Here is a 19310-nt window from a genome sequence, read left to right on the forward strand (position 1 = left end):
TTTCTATCACGCTTAAGCCGCTACTGGCTTTTTCTTATAACAAGTATAAAAGAAGTACCTTAAACGAAACTAAAAGAGAAGAACTTCGACAAAAAGAAAAGCAGACTAGTTTCTCTTTTTGGTAAAATATGGTAAATGTAATAGGAAAGGATGATCAGTCTCATGATAAAAACTTTAGTGGTAGCCAGCCATCCGGATTTCCACAATTCGCTTTCCCAACGATTCTTTAGTGAAAGTGCCAAGCTTCCTAACGTCACCATGCATTTCCTTGATGATCTTTCTGATTTTTCTCTCGCCAATGAACGGATGCTGTTGCAAACATGCGATCGTTTGATTCTACAATTCCCCCTATATTGGTACAGCGTTCCAGCAAAAATGAAAGCTTGGATCGATACGGTTTGGGAAAAATGTACCCCTGCATTGGTGGGCAAGGAAATCAGTTTCGCCGTTTCTACCGGCGTTGCCGCCAAAGAATTTCAGCTAGGCGGCCGAGAAAATACGACCTTCAATGAAATTTTGCACCCACTGGTACTCATGGCAAAAAAACACCAAATGACGGTACTCCCCATCGTTGTCCTCGATCAACTGATGTATAAATCAGAACAAGAGAAACGAGCCTTTGTCATTGCCTATCAGCAACTTTTATTAATGCCGGCTCCCTTTACATTTGATCAAAAGCAACAATGGTTTAACGAAAAGCTGGCGCGTTTGGTTTCTGAAAAACCGCAGCTTGCTCCTTTGCTATCCTTGTTGCAGGAAAACCATGAAACGTTGATCGAATTAGATGACGCTTTAACTGAATTGGAGGTGCTGTGATGGATCACGAATGGCTGAAGCCACTGATAGAGCAGTCAATAAAAGAAACAGCTGACTATCACGAAAAAGCATTTTTGCAAGAACTAGAGAAGTTGCTTCATCAGCAAGAAATTCGAATCGAATTGAAACAAGGAGAACTTGACGGAAAATTGTGGAATCCTAGTGAATGGTAAAATCTGCACTTGTATCCAAAAAAAACTTTGTTCCACCTAGCTATAAAACATGCTGGGTGGGCCAAAGTTTTTTTGAATCGTTTCTTTTGCTTGTTAACTAGGATTCGCACATACTCTTTGTAGCAGCGATATAGGCTGCTTGCAAACGTTTCGTGATCGAACCCAATGTACCATTGCCAACTGATTTCCCATCTACTTTGACGATAGGCACAATTTCCCAGACAGAATTGGTCAAAAAACATTCTTGCGCGTTGTTTAGTGCCTCAACAGGGACAGGTTCTTCTCGATAAGGAATTTCTAATTGCTGACACAACTGTAGCACCTTCATTTTCGTGATACCTGGTAATACCAAGCGTCCATCCGGATGTGTATAGACGATACCATCAATGACAAACCAGAGATTTGATGCCGAAGCTTCCGTGAAACATCCATCTCGTTGCAGGAGTGCATCATCGAACCCCGCTTCGATCGCTTGATCTAGCGCTAACAGATTTCCTAACAAGCTCAATGATTTGATATCACAATGCAACCAACGCTCATCTGGAAGAACGGTCGCAGATAGCCCTGCATGCTGCATTTCCAGAGGTCGTTCAAAGGGGATCACATTTGCGGTCACGACTCCTTTGACTGCTCCAGCAGACGGGAACTCGTGATTGCGGGGAGAGGCGATTCCTCTGGTGATTTGAAGATAGATCTCTCCTTCTGTGATTCCTTCGGTTTTAACCAGTAACTTAAGGTTTTCAGTTAATTTGGGAATTGTATAAGGCAACGTCAGTTTAATTTTTTGCGCACTACTTTCTAAGCGAGTCATATGCTCTCCTAACATAAAGCAGCGACCATTATAGATTCGAATCACTTCATAGATTCCGTCACCATACTGATAACCGCGATCTTCAATGTCAATTTTCACCGCTTCTCGATCAACGATTTGATCGTTCCATAAAACCTTCATTTCCTCACTCCTATCGTCCTTCTCGTTTCAATAAGTATAGCATTTGTCTTGAGGCCTTGCTACGTAGTGCATAAAAACAAAAAAACCTGCTGATGGAGACCGCTCCAACAGCAAGGTAGAACATTTTCGTTATAATGAATCTTTATCAATTACAGATCGTTCTAATTTTCGTTCTTGAAAAAAACGCAACAATGTACCAGACATTGCCATCACGATCGAATACACTGGCAGTGCCACGATCATGCCTACAAATCCAAGCAAGTTGCCGGCAATCAATAATAAGAAAACCGCAATGATTGGATGGATATGCAAAACTTTTTTCATCACTAATGGTGAAACAAGATACGATTCACCTAACTGAATGATCGTGATTCCGACAATCAGAAAAATAGCTGTTCGAATGTCTTGACTTAACGCAAATAAAAAGGCTGGTGCTGCTCCGATAAAGGGGCCGAAATAAGGAATAATGTCCAGAACGCCGCAAATTAATCCTAATAGTAAGGCATTTTGTAAGCCTAGCAAAGAAAAAATGAAATAGCTTGAAACCGCAACATAAGAACAAACCAGCAATTTCCCACCGATGTACGCTGACGCTGCTTGATGAAAATCACTACAAAGTTGTCGCATTAAGCCTTGATAGTTTTTCGGTGTCTTACTTGCCAAAAAATCAGGAACTTTCTCACCGTCTTTAAACATATACACTAATAACAGTGGGATCGTAAACAAGACGATCGCTGAATGAGAAACGATGGAGATCAAACTCGTCAGACTATTGGTTGCCCCGGTAATAAACTGTAAGGCAAAGTTGCTAGCTTGGGAAATATCAATCGAATCAATAAAAGGACCAAATAATTCTTCTAAATAAGAATGATCTATAGTATCGATCACCAAATTGATGATGATGGGAATTTGATTGATAAAACGCCCCATCTCATAGGCTAATGCTGGTCCAATCACCTGAACGATCAAATACGCTGCAAAAACGATCAGCAGCAATGTCGAATATAGCGCAATGCTTTTCTTTTTCGTTCTTTTTTTCACCCAATTAAAGAAAGGTAAAAAGATGTAAAAAATAAAAATCGAAATCAATACTGGTAAAAAGACACTAGAAAAAATGGCTTCCAGTGGTCGAAAGACAAACAGTATATTTGAATAGATCCAGACCGCGATCCCTAAGAGACAGACGATCACTAGACCTGCAAAAATTTTTGATTTTTTAAGAAACTCCAATAATAAATCCTCCTGATTCTAGAAAGTAATTCAACTTCTTTCAGTTTAGCATAATTTTAAAAACGAAGGATGATTTCAAGAAGAATTTTCCAAAAATCCATGTTTTTCATAGCAAACTTTCAATTAATTTAATTTTTTTCATCTCTATATCTCGAATCTAATCAATTTTGATGAGCTGAAAACGGCAACGGAATATGCAACCGTCTGACAAAGTAGACTGCTGAAGCAAACTGGAGCAATCCTAGCAAAAAGAAAATCACATGCAAGACATTCCATTCTCGTAATAAGATGACCTGCACGATGATCCAGACAACTAAACTCATGCCTAAAAGCATTACCCCGTGGTACCCTTTGTTAAGCCGCAAGAGGAAAACAACAATCAGATTACCCAAACCTAAGATAGCGAACAAAAACAAGCCGGGAATTAAGAAGGTCGTGAAGGGTGTTCCTTGCAGCATGGCCGCTTCCAAACCAGCAAATGTCTCCCCTTTGCTTAACGGCTCAATGCTTTTAAACGCCAATAGACTTCCTCCACAAGCGCCAACACCAATAAAGAGACACAAAAAAAGTAACGCAAAGCGCATCTTCATTTTTCTCCACTCCTTCTTAAAACCCAACGCAACTAAAAAAATATTCTCAGTGACACATCGATTTTCTTATTCCTTATTCGCTTTTTGCTGAATAGATAAATGCGGCAATTTGCTGCTCTTCCACAGAGGAAAAGCCACACGCCTCATAAAAATGACGCGTTTTTTCTGTGTTGTCCGTAATCAAAACCTTTTGCCGTATTGATGGATGATTCGCCAGCATTTTTTTGAGTAATCGCTGACCAATTTTTTGACCTTGAAACTCAGATGCTACTAATAGATCTTGAATATAAAGAATGGTTTGTCCATCGGTTATGCAACGGATAAGCCCCACTAGCTGCTCTTCAACATAGGCCGTGATCACCTCTGAGTGGGCTAACGCTTTTAAAAGACGCTCGGGATCTTTAGTATAGGCGCTCCAGCCAACTCCCTCATACAAAGCGAGTACTTGATTTGAATCAGATGGTAATTGGTCTTTAAAGACGATCTTCATACTTTTCCTCCTTGTAATAACTTAGCGATAGGGTGGAACAATAGAAATAGAGTTGACAGCTCTTTTCCAAACAAACTCTTGTTATCAAGCCGTGATGCATTGCTTGACTAAAGAGTATCCTGAGGAAAAGCGGCTGTCAACTCTAATTACGAAATACTTGAAGAACAAAATTGAACTGGTTCTGTTTCTAAGCCAGGACGTTAATCAATCAACAACTCATTTTTTAAACGTTGGCTCGTTGTCTGTTGCTCTTCAGGCGTTACTTCTTGATAGGAAATTCCATATTCTCCTCTGAAGCCATCGCCGGTGAACCCACTGCCAGCCATTTGGTAAGACTCGACAGTCCCTAATGCTGATTGATATTGGATAAATAATTGACTCATTTGCGAAAAAGTTAGATCGGTTTCGCCATTTTCTCCAATGATCGTTAGCAGATCCTGAATCCGCATCACGCTGGAAAGTGAAACTAACTCTTTTGCAAGAATCTCAGTCACTTCTCTCTGACGGCGCTGACGGCCATAGTCACCTTCTGGATCATCCTTTCGCATACGAGTATACTGAAGCGCCTCCCAGCCATCTAAATCGAGGACCCCCTCTGGGTAATCGATTTTCTCAGCAGTAAAAGCAAATTCATTTTCAACCGTGATGCCACCAATTGCATCAACAAGATCTGCCATCCCATCCATGTTTAAGGAGAAATAATGATGGATCGGTATATCAAGATATTGTTCGACGGTTTCAATCATCATTTTTGCCCCACCAAAAGAATGGGCATGATTGATTTTATCATGGTACCCTTGTCCCACGATTTCCACATAAGCATCTCTAGGAATACTCGTGAGGGTGGTTTTTCTTGTGGCAGGGTTCAACGTTGCTACCATGATGGTGTTGGCGCGAAAATCGGTTTTGCGACGAGAGTCATTGGCGATCCCTAACAAAAGAAGGCTTAGAGGCTCGGCATTTTCGATGACTTCCGCCTCTTCTCGTCCTTCGATTGGACGATGGATCGAGTGGGCAACATCCTCTACTTGAAAATACACCCTAACCGCATAGACAGTTCCTGCTGAGATAATTCCGGTCAGCAATATCAGGAAAATGATTATTAGTTTTTTTGCTGTACTCAATTTATCTCCCCCTAAGTACATATTTTTTGATTGAAAAGACGAAAGCATAGGTGATATAACTGATCCCACTTGCCAATAAAATACTTGCTAGCAAGTCGCTGGGATAGTGAACCCCAAATAGCAACCGACTCATCATAATCAGCAACAAATAGATCAATCCTAGAAATAGGGCCATGTTTTGGATAAAGTGACGCTTGCCTCTTTTGGCAGGAACTGTTTGCCCCAAGAAAAAGAGGAGAGAAATAATCAACGTGGTCGCTAATAATGTATGTCCACTCGGAAAACTTGCTGATGCTCGTTCCATACTGTCAGCAAAATCCGGTCTCGGTCGATCAACTACTTTCTTGATCACTTGACCAACACCACTGATCACAATCATATTCCCCATCAACCAAAGACTTTCTAACCGCTGCTTGCGCATAAATAAAATACTTGCTAACAGGAAATGAACGACAGCTATGGGAATGATCGTAGCCGTACTGGCAAGTGGGAGAAAAAGCGATTCCACAGCAGGTGTCCGCCATTGAGGCAACTGGGAAAAAAGGTTGTCGATGCTTTGGAACCAGCGCGGTTCTAATGCAACGAGGAAAAACAGCCATGCAAAACAGCTGCAGAGTATTCCGCCTATCACTCCTTTTTTTGCTGTTTTACTCATGTTAAGCCCCTACTTTCTTTTAATGTATACGACCTATTTTTGGCTTTTATCGGAAATTTGTCTAACCCAAAGATAATTCCCATAGCAATGCTGATCGCAATCAGAGAGGTTCCTCCTTGACTTAAGAATGGTAAGGGAATGCCGGTTAAAGGCAGCAAACCGATCGCCGCTCCGATGTTTTCAAAAATTTGAAAAACCAAACCAAACACATAGGTAATCGCAATATAGACCGATGCTTTGTTATTTGTTTTTAAAGCAGCAAAAATGATTTGATAGATCAGATAGAAATAAAGGAAGATGACTAAAGTACTTCCTAAAAAGCCATACGTTTCTCCAATGACTGTAAAGATCATATCTGACTCCCGAACCGGCACATACACCGTTGTATGGGTATCAGGTGCCCCCAATAAGCCGCCAGAACCAATCGCCCACATACTGCGGACTTGTTGGAAAGCGATGGAATCTTGGTACGCGAGTGGATCTGCCCAGGCTCTCACCCGATCCAATTGATATTGTGAAAAGTGAAGGCGAAACAACACACGATTGCCCCATTCCGTGAATACGAGTAGCAACAAAATAGCACCAAGAGCGGCAATCAAACCGATCACGACGGTCAGTATTTTCCAATGAACACCGGAAATGATGAATAAGGCACCTAACATCACGATAAACACCAAACTCGTTCCAAAGTCCCGCTGCATAAACATCAATAAAAATGTGGGTAAGCTGTATAGCAGGATCTTAGTAACATAGATCAAATCGGATTTGATTGTTCGTTCTGCTTTACGTTTCTCATAGACTAAAGTGAGATAGACCATAAAGAGCATAAAGGCCACTTTCATAAACTCAGAAGGCTGAATCGTAAACGCACCAAATCTGATCCACCGTTTGGTGTGCGTTTGTTCAAACATCGTTTGATCGTAAAACCAATGAAGAGAGGCCATCAAACCAAGTGATAGTAAGTACAAAAGACCAGAAAAGCGGAGGAGTAAATTCGTAGGAATCAAACTCGTTACAAAAAGAGCAATCGCCGAAAGGATACAAAAGAGGATCTGCCGAAAAACAATCCCTGAAGGATCATTGCCATCCATCACAGAAGCCTGATGTTGTACCCAGATACTTAACAAAAACAGCAGGAAAATCGGCAGCAATAAAGCATAGTTTGCTTCATGTCGTTTGAGGAACTTCATTAAGTATACCCTCCTCTCGTTCTAGTTTCAGGCATAAACTGAAGGCAAATGAAAGAATAAAGTAACTGGAGCCACCATAACTAATGAATGGCAAAGGTACCCCCGTCATCGGCATCAACCCTAAAATACTGGCAATATTGATACTTGTTTGTAATAACAGCAACGTGCTGGTTCCCAATAATATTAAGCCAATCTGAGGATTTGCGATTGCCGCTGATCGTATAAACAGACGTAAAATAATTACGAATAATAAAGCGATGACAAAAATGCCGAAAATCAACCCTAATTCCTCTACTAAAACGGAGAAAATAAAATCAGTCTCTGCTACTGGTAAAAAGCCTTTCTTGGTGATGCTATTTCCTAAACCAAGGCCCGTAAGACCACCATTGAACAAAGCATAGTAGGAATGGATCATTTGGAATCCTTGATTATATGGGTCGGAAAATGGATCTCCCACTAATCGAATTCGGTTATACACATGCATAAACATGTGGGGCAATAAATCATTGTTTCCTAAAAAGAGGATCAACATAGCAACCAAGAACAGACTGATTAATAACCCGCCAAACAAAAGAGCCGTGAGTTTAACGGGTACCTGAACCGTGGTAATCATGATAAAAGCCAAGAAAAGTAAAATCATCACGCCGGCTACTTTTGGTTGAATGAGGATCAACACACAGCACAAAAATAAAACGAAAAGCGGACGTTTCATTTCCTGCAAGGTAGTTTTTGCTGATTGAAAGTAATGAGCAAGGTATAAGACCATGCCCACATTCACGATCTCTGAGGGCTGAAATTGTATCCCTACAATCGAGACCCATCGTTGCGCTCCATTGACAGAAACACCGAAAAACGGCAAACGTGCCAATAGTAAAGTAAAGACGCCAAATGCCAACAGACCGATCGCTAAATATTTACTGAGCAGAATCTCACGCCGTGTTCGCTGAATAATGAAAAGGAGCACCCAGCTGAGTAACAGAAAGACAAGCTGACGCATAAATAAGCTTGCTGGCGGCTGATCTCTCGTTAATAAACGATAAGAACTTGCACTATAAATCATTAAAAGACCGATAAGGCTCAATAGCAAATAAGCTATGATCAGCAGCCAATCGATCTTCTTTTTTTCTATCATTGCTTCCACTCCTCTTGCCTTGGAGTAGGTGTTCAGACGGTACCAGTTATTATGCCCTTTGAGCTTAGTCATCCATCAAAGAGAAAAGCAAAAAAGTCTCACTTCTCTTAGGACGTCAGACTTTGCTAGCAATCTCATCGTCCGAGTTTTAGCACTATACAACGTAAAGAAAGTTGTTCCCTTTCTTAGCTATTTTATGAAAAGCCTTAATCCGACAATTCCTGTTTTACACATTGGCGTCTTTCGACGTTTCTGCGCAATAGCTTATGTTTGTATAGGAGCCTCACCTAACAAGGTTATATGTTATTTTCAATCCACTATGAATGGTACCCTTCCTCGTATAAAGATACAACCCATTCTTTGTTATTTTTATTTTTCTTTAACTTTTCTTAAAGAATTTAGATATTTCGAGTAATTTCCGATATTTAAAGAAAAATCAATGGAAATCATTCGACCATCACTGGATTCCCTTCGATCATACACGTTATTAAAAAACGGTCATTTTCAAAAAAAGACAGCTCTTTTTCTAAAACTCGAAAAAGAGCTGCTTTCTTGATTTTATACTCCCGCTCTAAATATATCTGTGCCGATCAATCCAATGATCGTTTGGCCTGACGCTCTTGCGCTGCTTTTCGTAACTGCTTTTGCGCTTTTTTAGACCCACGTTCAATATCTCGGGTAAATTTACGTTGGGCAAAATCGGAAAATAATTGATCTAGATCATAGCCGGCTGGATAGAGTGCTTCTCGTTTGGTGAGCAGTTGCAATCGCCGAGCAGCAACAACGAAACATTGTTTCTCAATATAAATCTTCGCTTGTCCCTGTTCCAAGTATTCATAAAAAACTCCCCGTTTTTCATGCTCTGCTGAAAAGACCTGGTCTCCCTTTTGAAAAATGTGCTCAGACTTTGTTTCCTGAGGATCGGTTCGTTTTCTGGACGTCTCAAAAGGCTGCTTCTCAAAAGAATAAGATTTATTCTTTAAATAGTCCTTTGCCGTTTGCACGACCTCAGCAGGAATCGCCATTTTTTCGGCGATCCAAAACGCATTACTTTCACCGACCGCATTGGTCAACAAGCGGTATTTCGGCGTCAGGGTCTTGGCATCAAAAGCCATCGCCGCTGTTTCAAAATCTTGGTGATCAAGAGCAAACTGCTTGATTTCACCATAATGAGTCGTGGCGATCATTAACGCCCCCGATCGATAGATCGATTCCATAATGGCGATCGCTAAAGCTGCCCCTTCATTTGGTTCAGTCCCGCTGCCAATTTCATCTAACAAAACGATACTATTCCGGCTGGCATTCGTCATGATCTGTGCAATATTCGACATGTGTCCAGAAAAGGTACTTAAAGAATTTTCTAGACTTTGCTGATCCCCGATATCCATCCAAAGACTTTTTAAAAACGGCACGCTGCTGTTGCCATTATGCGCTGGAAACAAGCCGTAATGTGCCATCGCACAAACGAGTCCGACGGTTTTTAAGACAACCGTCTTACCACCAGCATTCGGCCCTGTGATGACCATACATCGGTTCTCTTCTCCTAGTTTTAAAGATAGAGGAACAGCATCAGTGCCCAGTAAAGGATGCCGGACTTGATCAAGAAGCAAAACTTCTTCTTCAGTAATTGCTATCGGTTGACCATTGATTTCCCGACAATACTTTCCGCGAGCAAAAATAATATCTAGTACCACTAAAATATCAAGACAGGCAAATACTGCATTCATTTGTTCGGCGATTGCCCCGGTCAATTCTGATAAAACTTGGTATTGGGCGGCCGTTTCTTCCGCCTGTGCCAAAATCAATCGATCATTCAGACGGGCAGCTGCCTCTGGTTCAATAAAAACAGTCGCGCGTTTATTAGAACGTTCGATGATCGTCCCTTTAATTTGCTGTTGAAATTCGGCACGTACCGGCAGCGTATAACGGTCGTTCTTTTTGATCACACGGTTTTCTTGCAGATAGCGACTTTCTTTAAAAAACTTTGCAAAAACTTTTTTTAAATCGGCCTCATATTTCTCAATTATGCCACGAATTTTCCGTAATTCTCGGCTGGCGTTACTATCTACCTGACCATTGCGAATTTTTTGGAAAATCATTTCGGCGATTTCAGAAAAGTCGGCCAACCCCTGAGCATAGTGATGCAATCTTGGGGCAATTGATTGATTTTTCTCAAACAATTGACGGATGATGCGAAAAGACCGTAAAAAGTCTCCGTATTCAATCAATTCCTGCGGCTCCAATACAAAGCCTTTTTCAATCTTCTTCGTATGATGTAAGACATGCTGAAGCCCCATGAAAGGGACTTGACGTCCGGCGTCTAATAGCGCCATCGCTTCAGTTGTCTCAGACACTCGTTTTTGGGCGGAATGGATCGTAGCTGCTGGTTTTTCATTGGCAAAACGTGCTTTACCATAATCGCTGATTATTTTTTTACTTACTTGTTCTTTAATTTGTTCAAATTCAGTTGCTTGAGGTATCTTCATGAGTGATCCTTTCTTGTGCCTGAGGATCCCGGTAACATCCCCGTCCAAAAAAGTGTACAAAAAAAGCGATAGTCTCCCATCACCTGATTCATCAATAACGATTTTTATCGGTATCTACAGGCACAACAAATAAACAGTCTGTTTTTGCTTATTTGTTTTAATTAGCTGATTAGATACCTACGACACTCATTAATATACCTCTTTCTTTTTTGAACGAGTTTTTTTCATTGTAATATAGAAACTGTCCTTCTGTCAACTTCCTTCAAATCTCCTTCCCCTCAAAGAAAAAACGTCTCAGAAGCTGCTAGAAGCTCCTGAGACGTTTCTGATCTAGATCAAATAATAAGCTACTTACCTACTTACGAGCGAATCAGGTAATCAAACGCACCTAATGCAGCAGTGGCACCTGAACCCATTGAAGTGATGATCTGTTTGTATACACTATCGGTACAATCTCCCGCTGCAAAGACCCCTTCAATGTTGGTTGCGCCATGTTTGTCCACCACGATCTCATTGCGTTCATTTAAGACGACACGATCTTTTAACCATTCAGTATTCGGCATCAAGCCAATCAAAATGAAGACACCCTCCACAGCTAAAGTGAATTCACCATTCGTTTCACGATCAACGTAGGTCAATTGTTCGACATGATCGGATCCAACAATTTCCTTCGTTGCCGCATTCGTAATAACAGTCACATTATCTAACGTGTTCAAACGGTTTTGTAGCACAAGGTCCGCTTTTAGTTCTGGTAAAAATTCAAGAACATAGACATGTTTCGCCATGCCAGCTAAATCGATTGCTGCTTCGATCCCAGAGTTTCCGCCACCAATGACGGCAACTTCTTTCCCAGCAAATAACGGACCGTCACAATGCGGACAATAGGCAACACCTTTATTTTTGAATTCTTTTTCTCCCGGAACATTGATGTTGCGCCAGCGAGCGCCAGTTGCTAAAATGGCCGTTTTGGTTTTTAATACTGCACCATTTTCTAATTCAACTTCGATGACGTCATTGCGGCGAATATCTTTCGCACGCTGACCTTTCATCACGTCTACATTGTATTCGTTGATGTGCTCTTCTACCTGACGCATTAATTTTGGACCTTCGGTATAAGGGGTACCGATCATATTTTCGATCCCCAGGGTTTCCATTACTTGTCCACCCATTGTTTCGACAACCATCCCAGTATTGATGCCTTTACGCGCTGCATAAATCGCTGCGCTTCCGCCTGCAGGTCCGCCACCGACAACTAATACATCGAAAAGCTCTTTTTCAGCAAAGTCATCTTTACTCGTCGGACCAGCTGCTTTTTCCAACAACTGTTCGATCGTTTGTCGGCCGCTTGCAAATTCTTCCCCATCTAGAAAGACTGTTGGCACAGCCATAATTTTTTTCTTGTCAATTTCTTCTTTGAACATCCCACCTTCGATCATGGTGTGGCTGATGGAAGGATTTAGCACTGCCATGATATTTAACGCTTGAACAACATCAGGACAGTTATGGCAGGTCAAACTGACATAGGTTTCAAAATGTAATGGCTTATCGATCGCTTTGATACGCTTTTGTAGTGCTTCGTCAATTTTCGGCGGACGACCGCTTACTTGAAGCAACGCTAAAATAAATGAAGTGAACTCATGTCCTAACGGTAAACCAGCAAAAGCGATGCCGCTTTCTTCACCGGGACGATTGATCGAAAAGCTTGGTGTCCGTTCACTTGCTACAGCTTGAATCGTGATTTTTGACGACATTTCTGCGATTTCTTCTAAGAATTCACGTACTTTCGTTGAAGAATCATCCTCACCTAAAGTCGCCGCAAAAACAACCTCTGATTCTAGCATCGCTAGATATTGCGTCAGTTGGTCTTTGATTGCCTTATCTAATGCCATGAGAGCCTCCTAAATCTTGCCTACAAGGTCTAAGCTTGGCGTTAAAGTTTCTTCGCCTTCTTTCCATTTTGCAGGACATACTTCACCTGGATGGGTACGGACATATTGTGCGGCACGGATTTTATCGATCAAACCACTAGCATCACGACCGATACCATCCGCATTGATTTCAACCGTTTGTACCACACCATCCGGATCGATGATAAATGTACCACGTTGAGACAAACCTGATGCTTCGTCTAATACATCAAAGATTTCTGAGATCACATGAGAAGGATCAGCAATCATGATATATTCGATTTTATTGATTGCATCAGAGTGGTCATGCCACGCTTTATGTGTGTAGTGGGTATCCGTTGATACAGAATAAACTTCTGCGCCTAATTCTTTTAATGATGCATATTGGTCTTGCAAATCCTCAAGTTCTGTCGGACAAACAAATGAGAAATCTGCAGGATAAAAACAAACAACGTTCCATTTTCCTTTAAAATCTTCTGATGAAACATCGATAAATTTTCCATTGTGGTAAGCTTTCGCTTCGAATGAACCAATCTCTTTTCCAATTAATGACATATCATTTCCTCCAATTAGAATAATTATTTGAGAATAATCTCTATTAATTATTAGTATATCTAACTACAAAATGCAATAGTTTATTCAGAAATAGTCAAAAAAAATGTTATCATCCTCAGAAATGAGCATATTTATTTTTTATCGAAAGCAAATGGAGTATAGTAATAAGTTTGACTAATCATTTCTAAGCAAAGTTCCTACCTGTTAGATTCTCAATTACATCTCCTATTCTCAATTAAACAAAAAAAGATTGCCTCTTCCTATGATTCCTCGCAAAGTAAGGTGAGTCATAGAAAAAGACAATTTTTTTATTTAGTATTGAAATAGTTGAACAATCCACCGATCGTTCGCTCCCTCAACGTGATCCGCTTGCCGTCTAGAAAAACTTCTTCGACTGGGTAATGGTCTTGAAAAGGTGGGACTTCCAAGTATTGGCTCGCAAGAAAGCGCTCCGGGGATTCAACTGTTGTTACTTCTTTGCTGCCATTTTTCAGATAATGAATTTCTAACATATCCATTGCCTCTTTTCTTGTATTCTGAACTTTTAAAAAAGCAATGAGAACATCTCATTTCTCGCCGTTCTTTTTTGCTTAATTCAGTTACAAGGCGTATTATAGTCTTCCTTTTTTTAAAAGTAAAGAAAGCACTCTCGGTTGAAATGTCTCTTATTTTTTGGCTTTTGTCTGACCGATAAAGTAGTCTTCTAAAACACCACCAATAACAAAAATGACCCAAGAGTAAGCCCAGGCATGAAACATGAAGGACCAAAGCATGTAAACGACCAAAATCACTGGCCAGTAGACTGTTCGAAAAAAGGTAACTCTACCAGCGGATTCGCCATATTTATGACGTGTTGCTCGATCACCGGGATGATCTTCGTCGCGAATAAAATACGTTTCCGAAGCCAATTTCGCAAACCCTGCCCGAATAATACTTACATAAATAATAAAGAACACACCTACTGCAACCGTCAAGAAAAATAGCGCAATACCGAATTCGACAGAGTAATAAATCAGCTCGCTTAACAGTACAGGCGCAATCGAAAAAATGCAGGCGCCAATTCCTAAAACGAGACCAATTCGAAAACTTTTTTCATAATTTGCGAGTTGCTGAGCGGCTTCTCGTTTAGCATCCCTTTTGATCGGACGATCATCTAACTGTTTACGAGCACCGGAAAAGTGCAAACTGCTAGAGATGATAAAACCAACCCCGATGGCGATAAAAAGGATCATCACCATTACACCAAATAATTCCGCATAGAAACTAACAAAAAGCATCAAAGCTGCAAAAGCTGCGATACAAAAGCCGATTCCCAAAGACAACGAAAAAGCAAAGTGCCGCACAGTTCCCCAATAATCAAACGCATCGTCTTCTGTGATGGCATCGGACCAATCATCAATCGGCTCTTCTTCTTTTGAAACATCTAACTCTTGCAGCAGTTCATCCACCGAACCAAACTCGCTGATCACCGCACCGATGGCTTCATGCTCACTTTTCCCTTGGTGAATCAGTTCCAAGTAATGGTCTTCCATAATCGCTAAAAGATCTTCTTTTGCCTTCTTCGTTTCCGGTGTGATGGGTACTGATAAAAATAAGCTGTCTAGATAGTCATGAATGGTTTTCATTTGTCTCCTCCTTGTAAGAACTGGTCAACGACGATCTTCGTCTGCTGCCACTCCAATAGTTTCTCCGAAAGGCTTGCTTTTCCGTCTGCAGTTATCTGGTAATAGGTCCGCTTTTTGCCATGTGTCACTTCTCCGGGATACGAACGGATCAATCCTTGTTTTTCTAACCGAGTAAAAGCGGAATACAACGTCGTTTCTTTGATCACATATAAAGCATCTGTTCCTTCACGAATACGCTTGGATATTTCATATCCATAAGAGTCTTCTTTCGAAAGAATGGATAAAATGATTGCGTCGTTATAGCCGCGAATTCCGTCACTCGAGATCACGCAATCGCCTCCTAAATTACTTCATCTGTCGTACTAATTATAAATCAATTACTACGACAGGTAAAGTAAAGCTGGATAACTTGTCAAAAATCAGTCGCAGGTCCTAGAAACAGTTCGAATAAAAAGACACGCTTTCTCAGTAAACTGATAAGCGTGTCCCTTATTACTTAATTTTTTTCACCTATTTATTCAACGGCTGGCTTGACATCATCCATCATCAATTGGATCGACTCCAATCCGGAACCAGCTAAATACCAAACCGCAGCATCCAATTCAATCACTTGATCGTTTTGCCCTGCATTTGTTTCTTGAACAATTTCATTTGCAACAAATTCACTTTCGCTTTCATTGCCACCGATCGCTTTTGTCCGATCGATCACGAAAATGACATCAGGATTTTTTTCAAGCAAGTACTCATAAGAAATACTTTGTCCATGTGTCGACGCCTCTAATTCCCCATCTACTGCTGGGAAACCAAACGTGTCATACAAGATACTGTAACGAGAACCTGGACCAAAAGCAGAAAGATTGCCTTCATTTACCATAACAACCAAGGCTTTCTCGTCAGCATTTTGCGCTTGCTCCTTCAAGGTATCAATCTGACCTTGTAACGATGCTAGTTGTTCTTGCGCTTCCTCTTCCTTACCAAAAATTTGACCAATGGTCGTAATGTTGGCTTCGATCGATGCCCAAGTATCACTATTGTCAACGCTTAAGAAAACGGTTGGCGCGATTGCAGACAATTCCTCTTGGAAATCACGTTGTCGACCAGAAATAATGATTAGGTCTGGCTGCAGTTGATTGATTTTTTCTAAATCAGGCTCTTTGATTCCCCCTGCTGATTCAACATCCGCATACGCTGATAAATAATCTGGCAAATTGCTGGTTGCGGCAGCAACGATTCGATCCCCAAGGCCAAGTGCATCCATCGTATCTAATGCACTGTTGTCAAAGACAACAACTTTTTCCGGCGCATAAGGAACAGTGACAGTCCCATTGCTGTCCGTAATCTCGACTTCTGTCGGCGTTTGTGTACTTTCTTCTACTTGGGTTTGAGCTGTACCCGTTGAATCTGTTGTCCCTGTATTATTCGAGCCGCAAGCGGTCAACCCCGCTAATACGAAAATACTCATAAAACTTACTGCTATTTTTTTCATTTTTTCCTCCTTTGAAACATATTTTTTATTGGAAGGTGTAGCAAAATTGCCGCCCATCCACTTGTACCAGTTTGATTGGAATCTCATACAATGATTCTAATAGTTGTTCTTGAATCACTGCCTCTGTGTCAGCCGCTTTAAAAATCTGACCATCTTTCATCGCGACGATGTGATCGGCATACCGTGCTGCAAAATTAATGTCGTGCAAAACGATCACAACAGTTTTCTGATAGTCTTCCACCAAGGTTGTCAATAGCTTCATCAGCTGGTTGGCGTGTTTTAAATCTAAATTGTTTAACGGTTCGTCCAAGAGTAGATAATCTGTATCTTGGGCTAAAATCATCGCCAAGTAAACTCGTTGTAACTGACCACCAGAAAGTTCATGAATCGATTGATCACTATATTCGGTTAGAGATAACTTAGACAAAGCGTCATCAATGATCCCATCATCTGCTGCCGATTGTCGCCCCCGGTTATACGGATAGCGACCAAATGCCACCAGCTCTCTTACAGTCAGATTGACGGCATAGCGATTGCTTTGCTGCAAAAAAGCCATTTTTTTTGCTAGCTCTTTGGACTTCCATTGACGAATCTCCGTTCCATCCAGATAAATATCACCGGTGCGTTGATCCAACATCCGACTGACTAAAGAAAGCAAGGTACTTTTTCCGGCACCATTGGGCCCGATGAAGGCAATCATTTTCTGTTCCGGCAACGCTATGGAACATTCCGTCAAAACTTGTGTTTTTGCATAATTCTTGGATACATTTTTGGTTTCGATCATGTTTTTTTCCTTTCCAGCAGCAATTTGCTTATAAAGAAGATACCGCCTAATAATTGGATCACGGTGCCGATGGTCGTTTGCCATTGAAAGACCTGTTCCACTAGGAATTGACCTCCTACCAACAGGAGAAAACCAATCAAACTCCCACCGAAAAACAACCAACCGTGACGATAAGTTGGGAAAAGCTGATAGGTGATCGTTGCCACCACAAAGCCTAGAAAAACTGCTGGACCAACTAAAGCAGTGGCGGTGCCTGTCAGTAAAGCAATCAAAAATAAAACACCTTTATGAAGCCATTGAACAGATACACCTAAACTTTTGGCTTGCCCACTTCCTAAATGGAGCAAATTCAATTCTGGAATCAGCAGAACCAGACAGATACTCCCTAGCAAAATGATCGCGGCAGCAATCAATAGATGCTGGGTATTGATATTGCCAAAGCTGGCAAACAAACGACCTTGTAGTAAATCATATTCATTTGGATCCATCAACACTTGCAGAAAGGTGCTGAGACTACCGAACATCGTGCCACAGACCATCCCTGCCATCAATAACAAAAACAACCCAGCGACTGCTTTTTGATAGAAAAAGCCAATTAAGAAGCTACCTAGAACGGCAGTTAAGCCGACAGAAAACAAAAACATCGTTGCTGTTTCTTGGCTCAGCATCTGAATTCCTCCGATAAAAAAGAAACAAAGGGTTTGAACAAGAACATACAGTTGGTCCAAGCCTAAAATTCCAGGGGTCAGATAGCGATTGCTTGTCAGTGTCTGTAAGGTGATGGTACTAAAGGAGATGGCGATTGCAACTAAGGCAAAAGCCAAGATTCGGCGTCCCCTTAATGCAAAAGCAAATGACCAGTTTCCATAGGTGTTATAGGTCAGATAGGCACCACATGCACAAAGGATCAGAAACAACAAAAGAAAGAGTTTTTTCTTCATCGAAATTTCCTCCCCAGAAGCAAAATCAAGAAACAGCAGCCACCCAGTACGCCGGCAACAACACTGACCGGCATTTCATAAGGTGCGATGACGATTCTCGCCAATACATCACACAATAGCAAGAACGCGCTTCCGGCAAAGCTGATCAAAAGCAGATTGTTTTTCAAATGATCCCCAAAAACCATGCCGATCATATTTGGGATAACGATCCCTAAAAAAGGAATTTGCCCCACAGTCAATAAAACGATACTGCTAGCAAACGCCACCAGCGCAAATACAGCAAAACGCAAGAACAAGTAATTGATTCCCAGACTCTTAGCCGCACTTTCTCCTAAACCGGCGATCGTGATCTCATAAGCCAAGAAATACAATAGACCGAAAACGGGAATCGTCAAATACAAAAGTTCATACTGTCCAACCATAATGGTGGCAAAATTTCCTTGCAGCCAAGAAGAAACGTTTTGAACCAATTGGAAGCGATAGGCTAAGAAGCTACTGATAGCCCCGATGATATTACCGAACATCACCCCTGTTAAAGGCAGCATCATTGGATCTTTCTTTGGTAGAAATTGGCTTAAAAATAAAAAGAACAACACACCTGCGTAGGCAAACACAAATGCTGCTGTAGTGCGAATCAAATTTGAGGCATTTGGTAGAAAGAGCATAACCAGCAAAATTCCTAAACGGGCGCTATCCGTCAGTCCAATCGACTCCGAGGCCACAAATTTATTTTGCATCATGTGTTGCATAATTTTTCCACAGATACTAATGATCCCACCTGCAATGATCAAACTGATCGTCCGTGGAAGCCTAACTTTTACCAAAACAAGCCAATGATTCGGATCACCCTGCTGTAAACCTGATAAAGACAATTCATGGGTGCCTGCCAACAAGGAGCAACCCATTAGAAGAACAAAGATCAGCAGTAATCCGATTTTTTTAAACATGCCCCGCCCTCCTTATTGAGAATGATTCTCACTCTCTTTAATAGGGTAACGTATTTCACTTAAAATCACAAGAATTTTTTTAAAAAAATCCCTTTCCTATCGCAATTTCGAAAAAATGAGTGTGTAAAGAAAAGGATTATGTGATGTTTTTCTCTTATATCCTTGCGAGAAAACTTATTTTTATCTCAATATTGTCTATTTTATTGCTTTAATTATAAAATGCTCGC

General features: G+C 41.1%; 20 protein-coding genes and 1 riboswitch. Of the genes, 2 read left to right on the plus strand and 18 right to left on the minus strand.

Annotated features, from left to right (window positions below; all coding sequences use genetic code 11):
• The first annotated feature begins 150 nt into the window (after positions 1–150).
• Together IGI89_RS13895 and IGI89_RS13900 are read left to right on the plus strand one after the other, a co-directional pair.
• Positions 151–816: an NAD(P)H-dependent oxidoreductase gene (locus IGI89_RS13895; protein WP_438735749.1), complete on the plus strand. Its 666-nt coding sequence runs from the start codon at positions 151–153 to the stop codon at positions 814–816.
• Positions 816–989 carry a hypothetical protein gene (locus IGI89_RS13900; RefSeq protein ID WP_005236169.1) on the plus strand — a complete coding sequence of 58 codons (174 nt, stop codon included), beginning with the start codon at positions 816–818 and terminating at the stop codon, positions 987–989. Before IGI89_RS13895 ends, IGI89_RS13900 begins: the two co-directional genes overlap by 1 nt.
• A 97-nt stretch (positions 990–1086) precedes the next feature.
• Here the strand turns inward: IGI89_RS13900 and dat are convergent, their stop codons facing one another.
• The 18 genes from dat to IGI89_RS13990 all read right to left on the minus strand — a co-directional run bounded on the left by dat (position 1087) and on the right by IGI89_RS13990 (position 19083).
• Positions 1087–1941, minus strand: a complete 855-nt coding sequence (gene dat / locus IGI89_RS13905) for a D-amino-acid transaminase (RefSeq protein ID WP_438735750.1) — start codon at positions 1939–1941, stop codon at positions 1087–1089.
• A 129-nt stretch (positions 1942–2070) separates the two neighbouring features.
• A complete protein-coding gene (locus IGI89_RS13910) occupies positions 2071–3171 on the minus strand; it encodes an AI-2E family transporter (protein WP_008381956.1) in 1101 nt (366 codons plus the stop codon).
• Between the two features lie 161 nt (positions 3172–3332).
• A complete protein-coding gene (locus tag IGI89_RS13915; RefSeq protein ID WP_244733605.1) occupies positions 3333–3761 on the minus strand; it encodes a hypothetical protein in 429 nt (142 codons plus the stop codon).
• Between the two features lie 73 nt (positions 3762–3834).
• Positions 3835–4251, minus strand: coding sequence for a GNAT family N-acetyltransferase (locus IGI89_RS13920; protein ID WP_005236183.1), 417 nt, complete (start codon positions 4249–4251; stop codon positions 3835–3837).
• Positions 4252–4451: 200 nt separating this feature from the next.
• Complete coding sequence (locus IGI89_RS13925) at positions 4452–5375, minus strand: LCP family glycopolymer transferase (protein WP_042890381.1); 924 nt, start codon at positions 5373–5375, stop codon at positions 4452–4454.
• Position 5376: 1 nt separating this feature from the next.
• Positions 5377–6030, minus strand: coding sequence for a phosphatase PAP2 family protein (locus tag IGI89_RS13930; protein ID WP_005236185.1), 654 nt, complete (start codon positions 6028–6030; stop codon positions 5377–5379).
• The gene (locus IGI89_RS13935) at positions 6027–7220 is read right to left on the minus strand and encodes an FtsW/RodA/SpoVE family cell cycle protein (RefSeq protein WP_008381962.1); all 1194 of its coding nucleotides are present in this window, start codon (positions 7218–7220) and stop codon (positions 6027–6029) included. Before IGI89_RS13935 ends, IGI89_RS13930 begins: the two co-directional genes overlap by 4 nt.
• Positions 7198–8352, minus strand: a complete 1155-nt coding sequence (locus IGI89_RS13940; RefSeq protein WP_008381965.1) for an FtsW/RodA/SpoVE family cell cycle protein — start codon at positions 8350–8352, stop codon at positions 7198–7200. Before IGI89_RS13940 ends, IGI89_RS13935 begins: the two co-directional genes overlap by 23 nt.
• Before the next feature lie 126 nt (positions 8353–8478).
• Positions 8479–8654, minus strand: a riboswitch (M-box (ykoK) riboswitch).
• 288 nt (positions 8655–8942) lie between these two features.
• On the minus strand, positions 8943–10838 hold the full coding sequence (locus IGI89_RS13945) for an endonuclease MutS2 (RefSeq protein ID WP_008381968.1): 1896 nt from the start codon (positions 10836–10838) through the stop codon (positions 8943–8945).
• A gap of 359 nt (positions 10839–11197) precedes the next feature.
• Positions 11198–12727, minus strand: a complete 1530-nt coding sequence (ahpF, locus tag IGI89_RS13950) for an alkyl hydroperoxide reductase subunit F (protein WP_008381970.1) — start codon at positions 12725–12727, stop codon at positions 11198–11200.
• A 9-nt stretch (positions 12728–12736) separates the two neighbouring features.
• Entirely contained in the window at positions 12737–13300 is a 564-nt protein-coding gene (gene ahpC, locus IGI89_RS13955) for an alkyl hydroperoxide reductase subunit C (protein WP_005226227.1), read from the minus strand.
• A 308-nt stretch (positions 13301–13608) separates the two neighbouring features.
• Positions 13609–13812, minus strand: a complete 204-nt coding sequence (locus IGI89_RS13960; RefSeq protein WP_034871989.1) for a hypothetical protein — start codon at positions 13810–13812, stop codon at positions 13609–13611.
• Positions 13813–13965: 153 nt separating this feature from the next.
• Complete coding sequence (locus IGI89_RS13965; RefSeq protein ID WP_061054073.1) at positions 13966–14925, minus strand: permease prefix domain 1-containing protein; 960 nt, start codon at positions 14923–14925, stop codon at positions 13966–13968.
• Positions 14922–15254, minus strand: coding sequence for a PadR family transcriptional regulator (locus tag IGI89_RS13970; RefSeq protein WP_016612097.1), 333 nt, complete (start codon positions 15252–15254; stop codon positions 14922–14924). The genes IGI89_RS13965 and IGI89_RS13970 overlap by 4 nt, the downstream gene beginning before the upstream one ends.
• Positions 15255–15439: 185 nt before the next feature.
• A complete protein-coding gene (locus tag IGI89_RS13975) occupies positions 15440–16411 on the minus strand; it encodes a siderophore ABC transporter substrate-binding protein (protein ID WP_429969890.1) in 972 nt (323 codons plus the stop codon).
• 25 nt (positions 16412–16436) lie between these two features.
• Positions 16437–17195, minus strand: a complete 759-nt coding sequence (locus tag IGI89_RS13980) for an iron ABC transporter ATP-binding protein (protein WP_008381979.1) — start codon at positions 17193–17195, stop codon at positions 16437–16439.
• Positions 17192–18136: an iron chelate uptake ABC transporter family permease subunit gene (locus tag IGI89_RS13985; RefSeq protein ID WP_061054072.1), complete on the minus strand. Its 945-nt coding sequence runs from the start codon at positions 18134–18136 to the stop codon at positions 17192–17194. The genes IGI89_RS13980 and IGI89_RS13985 overlap by 4 nt, the downstream gene beginning before the upstream one ends.
• Positions 18133–19083: an ABC transporter permease gene (locus IGI89_RS13990; protein WP_429969892.1), complete on the minus strand. Its 951-nt coding sequence runs from the start codon at positions 19081–19083 to the stop codon at positions 18133–18135. The genes IGI89_RS13985 and IGI89_RS13990 overlap by 4 nt, the downstream gene beginning before the upstream one ends.
• Between the last annotated feature and the right edge of the window lie 227 nt (positions 19084–19310).

The sequence above is a fragment of the Enterococcus sp. AZ141 genome, from assembly GCF_051714385.1.
GTDB classification, from domain to species: Bacteria; Bacillota; Bacilli; order Lactobacillales; family Enterococcaceae; genus Enterococcus_D; species Enterococcus_D entomosocium.

What these genes read in the sequence shown, in the direction of transcription:
- IGI89_RS13895 (WP_438735749.1), top strand. Translation starts at nt 151, where the DNA reads ATGATCAGTCTCATGATAAAAACTTTAGTGGTAGCCAGCCATCCGGAT.
- IGI89_RS13900 (WP_005236169.1), top strand. Translation starts at nt 816, where the DNA reads ATGGATCACGAATGGCTGAAGCCACTGATAGAGCAGTCAATAAAAGAA.
- dat (WP_438735750.1), bottom strand. Translation starts at nt 1,941, where the DNA reads ATGAAGGTTTTATGGAACGATCAAATCGTTGATCGAGAAGCGGTGAAA.
- IGI89_RS13915 (WP_244733605.1), bottom strand. Translation starts at nt 3,761, where the DNA reads ATGAAGATGCGCTTTGCGTTACTTTTTTTGTGTCTCTTTATTGGTGTT.
- IGI89_RS13920 (WP_005236183.1), bottom strand. Translation starts at nt 4,251, where the DNA reads ATGAAGATCGTCTTTAAAGACCAATTACCATCTGATTCAAATCAAGTA.
- IGI89_RS13930 (WP_005236185.1), bottom strand. Translation starts at nt 6,030, where the DNA reads ATGAGTAAAACAGCAAAAAAAGGAGTGATAGGCGGAATACTCTGCAGC.
- IGI89_RS13935 (WP_008381962.1), bottom strand. Translation starts at nt 7,220, where the DNA reads ATGAAGTTCCTCAAACGACATGAAGCAAACTATGCTTTATTGCTGCCG.
- IGI89_RS13940 (WP_008381965.1), bottom strand. Translation starts at nt 8,352, where the DNA reads ATGATAGAAAAAAAGAAGATCGATTGGCTGCTGATCATAGCTTATTTG.
- IGI89_RS13945 (WP_008381968.1), bottom strand. Translation starts at nt 10,838, where the DNA reads ATGAAGATACCTCAAGCAACTGAATTTGAACAAATTAAAGAACAAGTA.
- ahpF (WP_008381970.1), bottom strand. Translation starts at nt 12,727, where the DNA reads ATGGCATTAGATAAGGCAATCAAAGACCAACTGACGCAATATCTAGCG.
- ahpC (WP_005226227.1), bottom strand. Translation starts at nt 13,300, where the DNA reads ATGTCATTAATTGGAAAAGAGATTGGTTCATTCGAAGCGAAAGCTTAC.
- IGI89_RS13960 (WP_034871989.1), bottom strand. Translation starts at nt 13,812, where the DNA reads ATGTTAGAAATTCATTATCTGAAAAATGGCAGCAAAGAAGTAACAACA.
- IGI89_RS13965 (WP_061054073.1), bottom strand. Translation starts at nt 14,925, where the DNA reads ATGAAAACCATTCATGACTATCTAGACAGCTTATTTTTATCAGTACCC.
- IGI89_RS13975 (WP_429969890.1), bottom strand. Translation starts at nt 16,411, where the DNA reads ATGAAAAAAATAGCAGTAAGTTTTATGAGTATTTTCGTATTAGCGGGG.
- IGI89_RS13980 (WP_008381979.1), bottom strand. Translation starts at nt 17,195, where the DNA reads ATGATCGAAACCAAAAATGTATCCAAGAATTATGCAAAAACACAAGTT.
- IGI89_RS13985 (WP_061054072.1), bottom strand. Translation starts at nt 18,136, where the DNA reads ATGAAGAAAAAACTCTTTCTTTTGTTGTTTCTGATCCTTTGTGCATGT.
- IGI89_RS13990 (WP_429969892.1), bottom strand. Translation starts at nt 19,083, where the DNA reads ATGTTTAAAAAAATCGGATTACTGCTGATCTTTGTTCTTCTAATGGGT.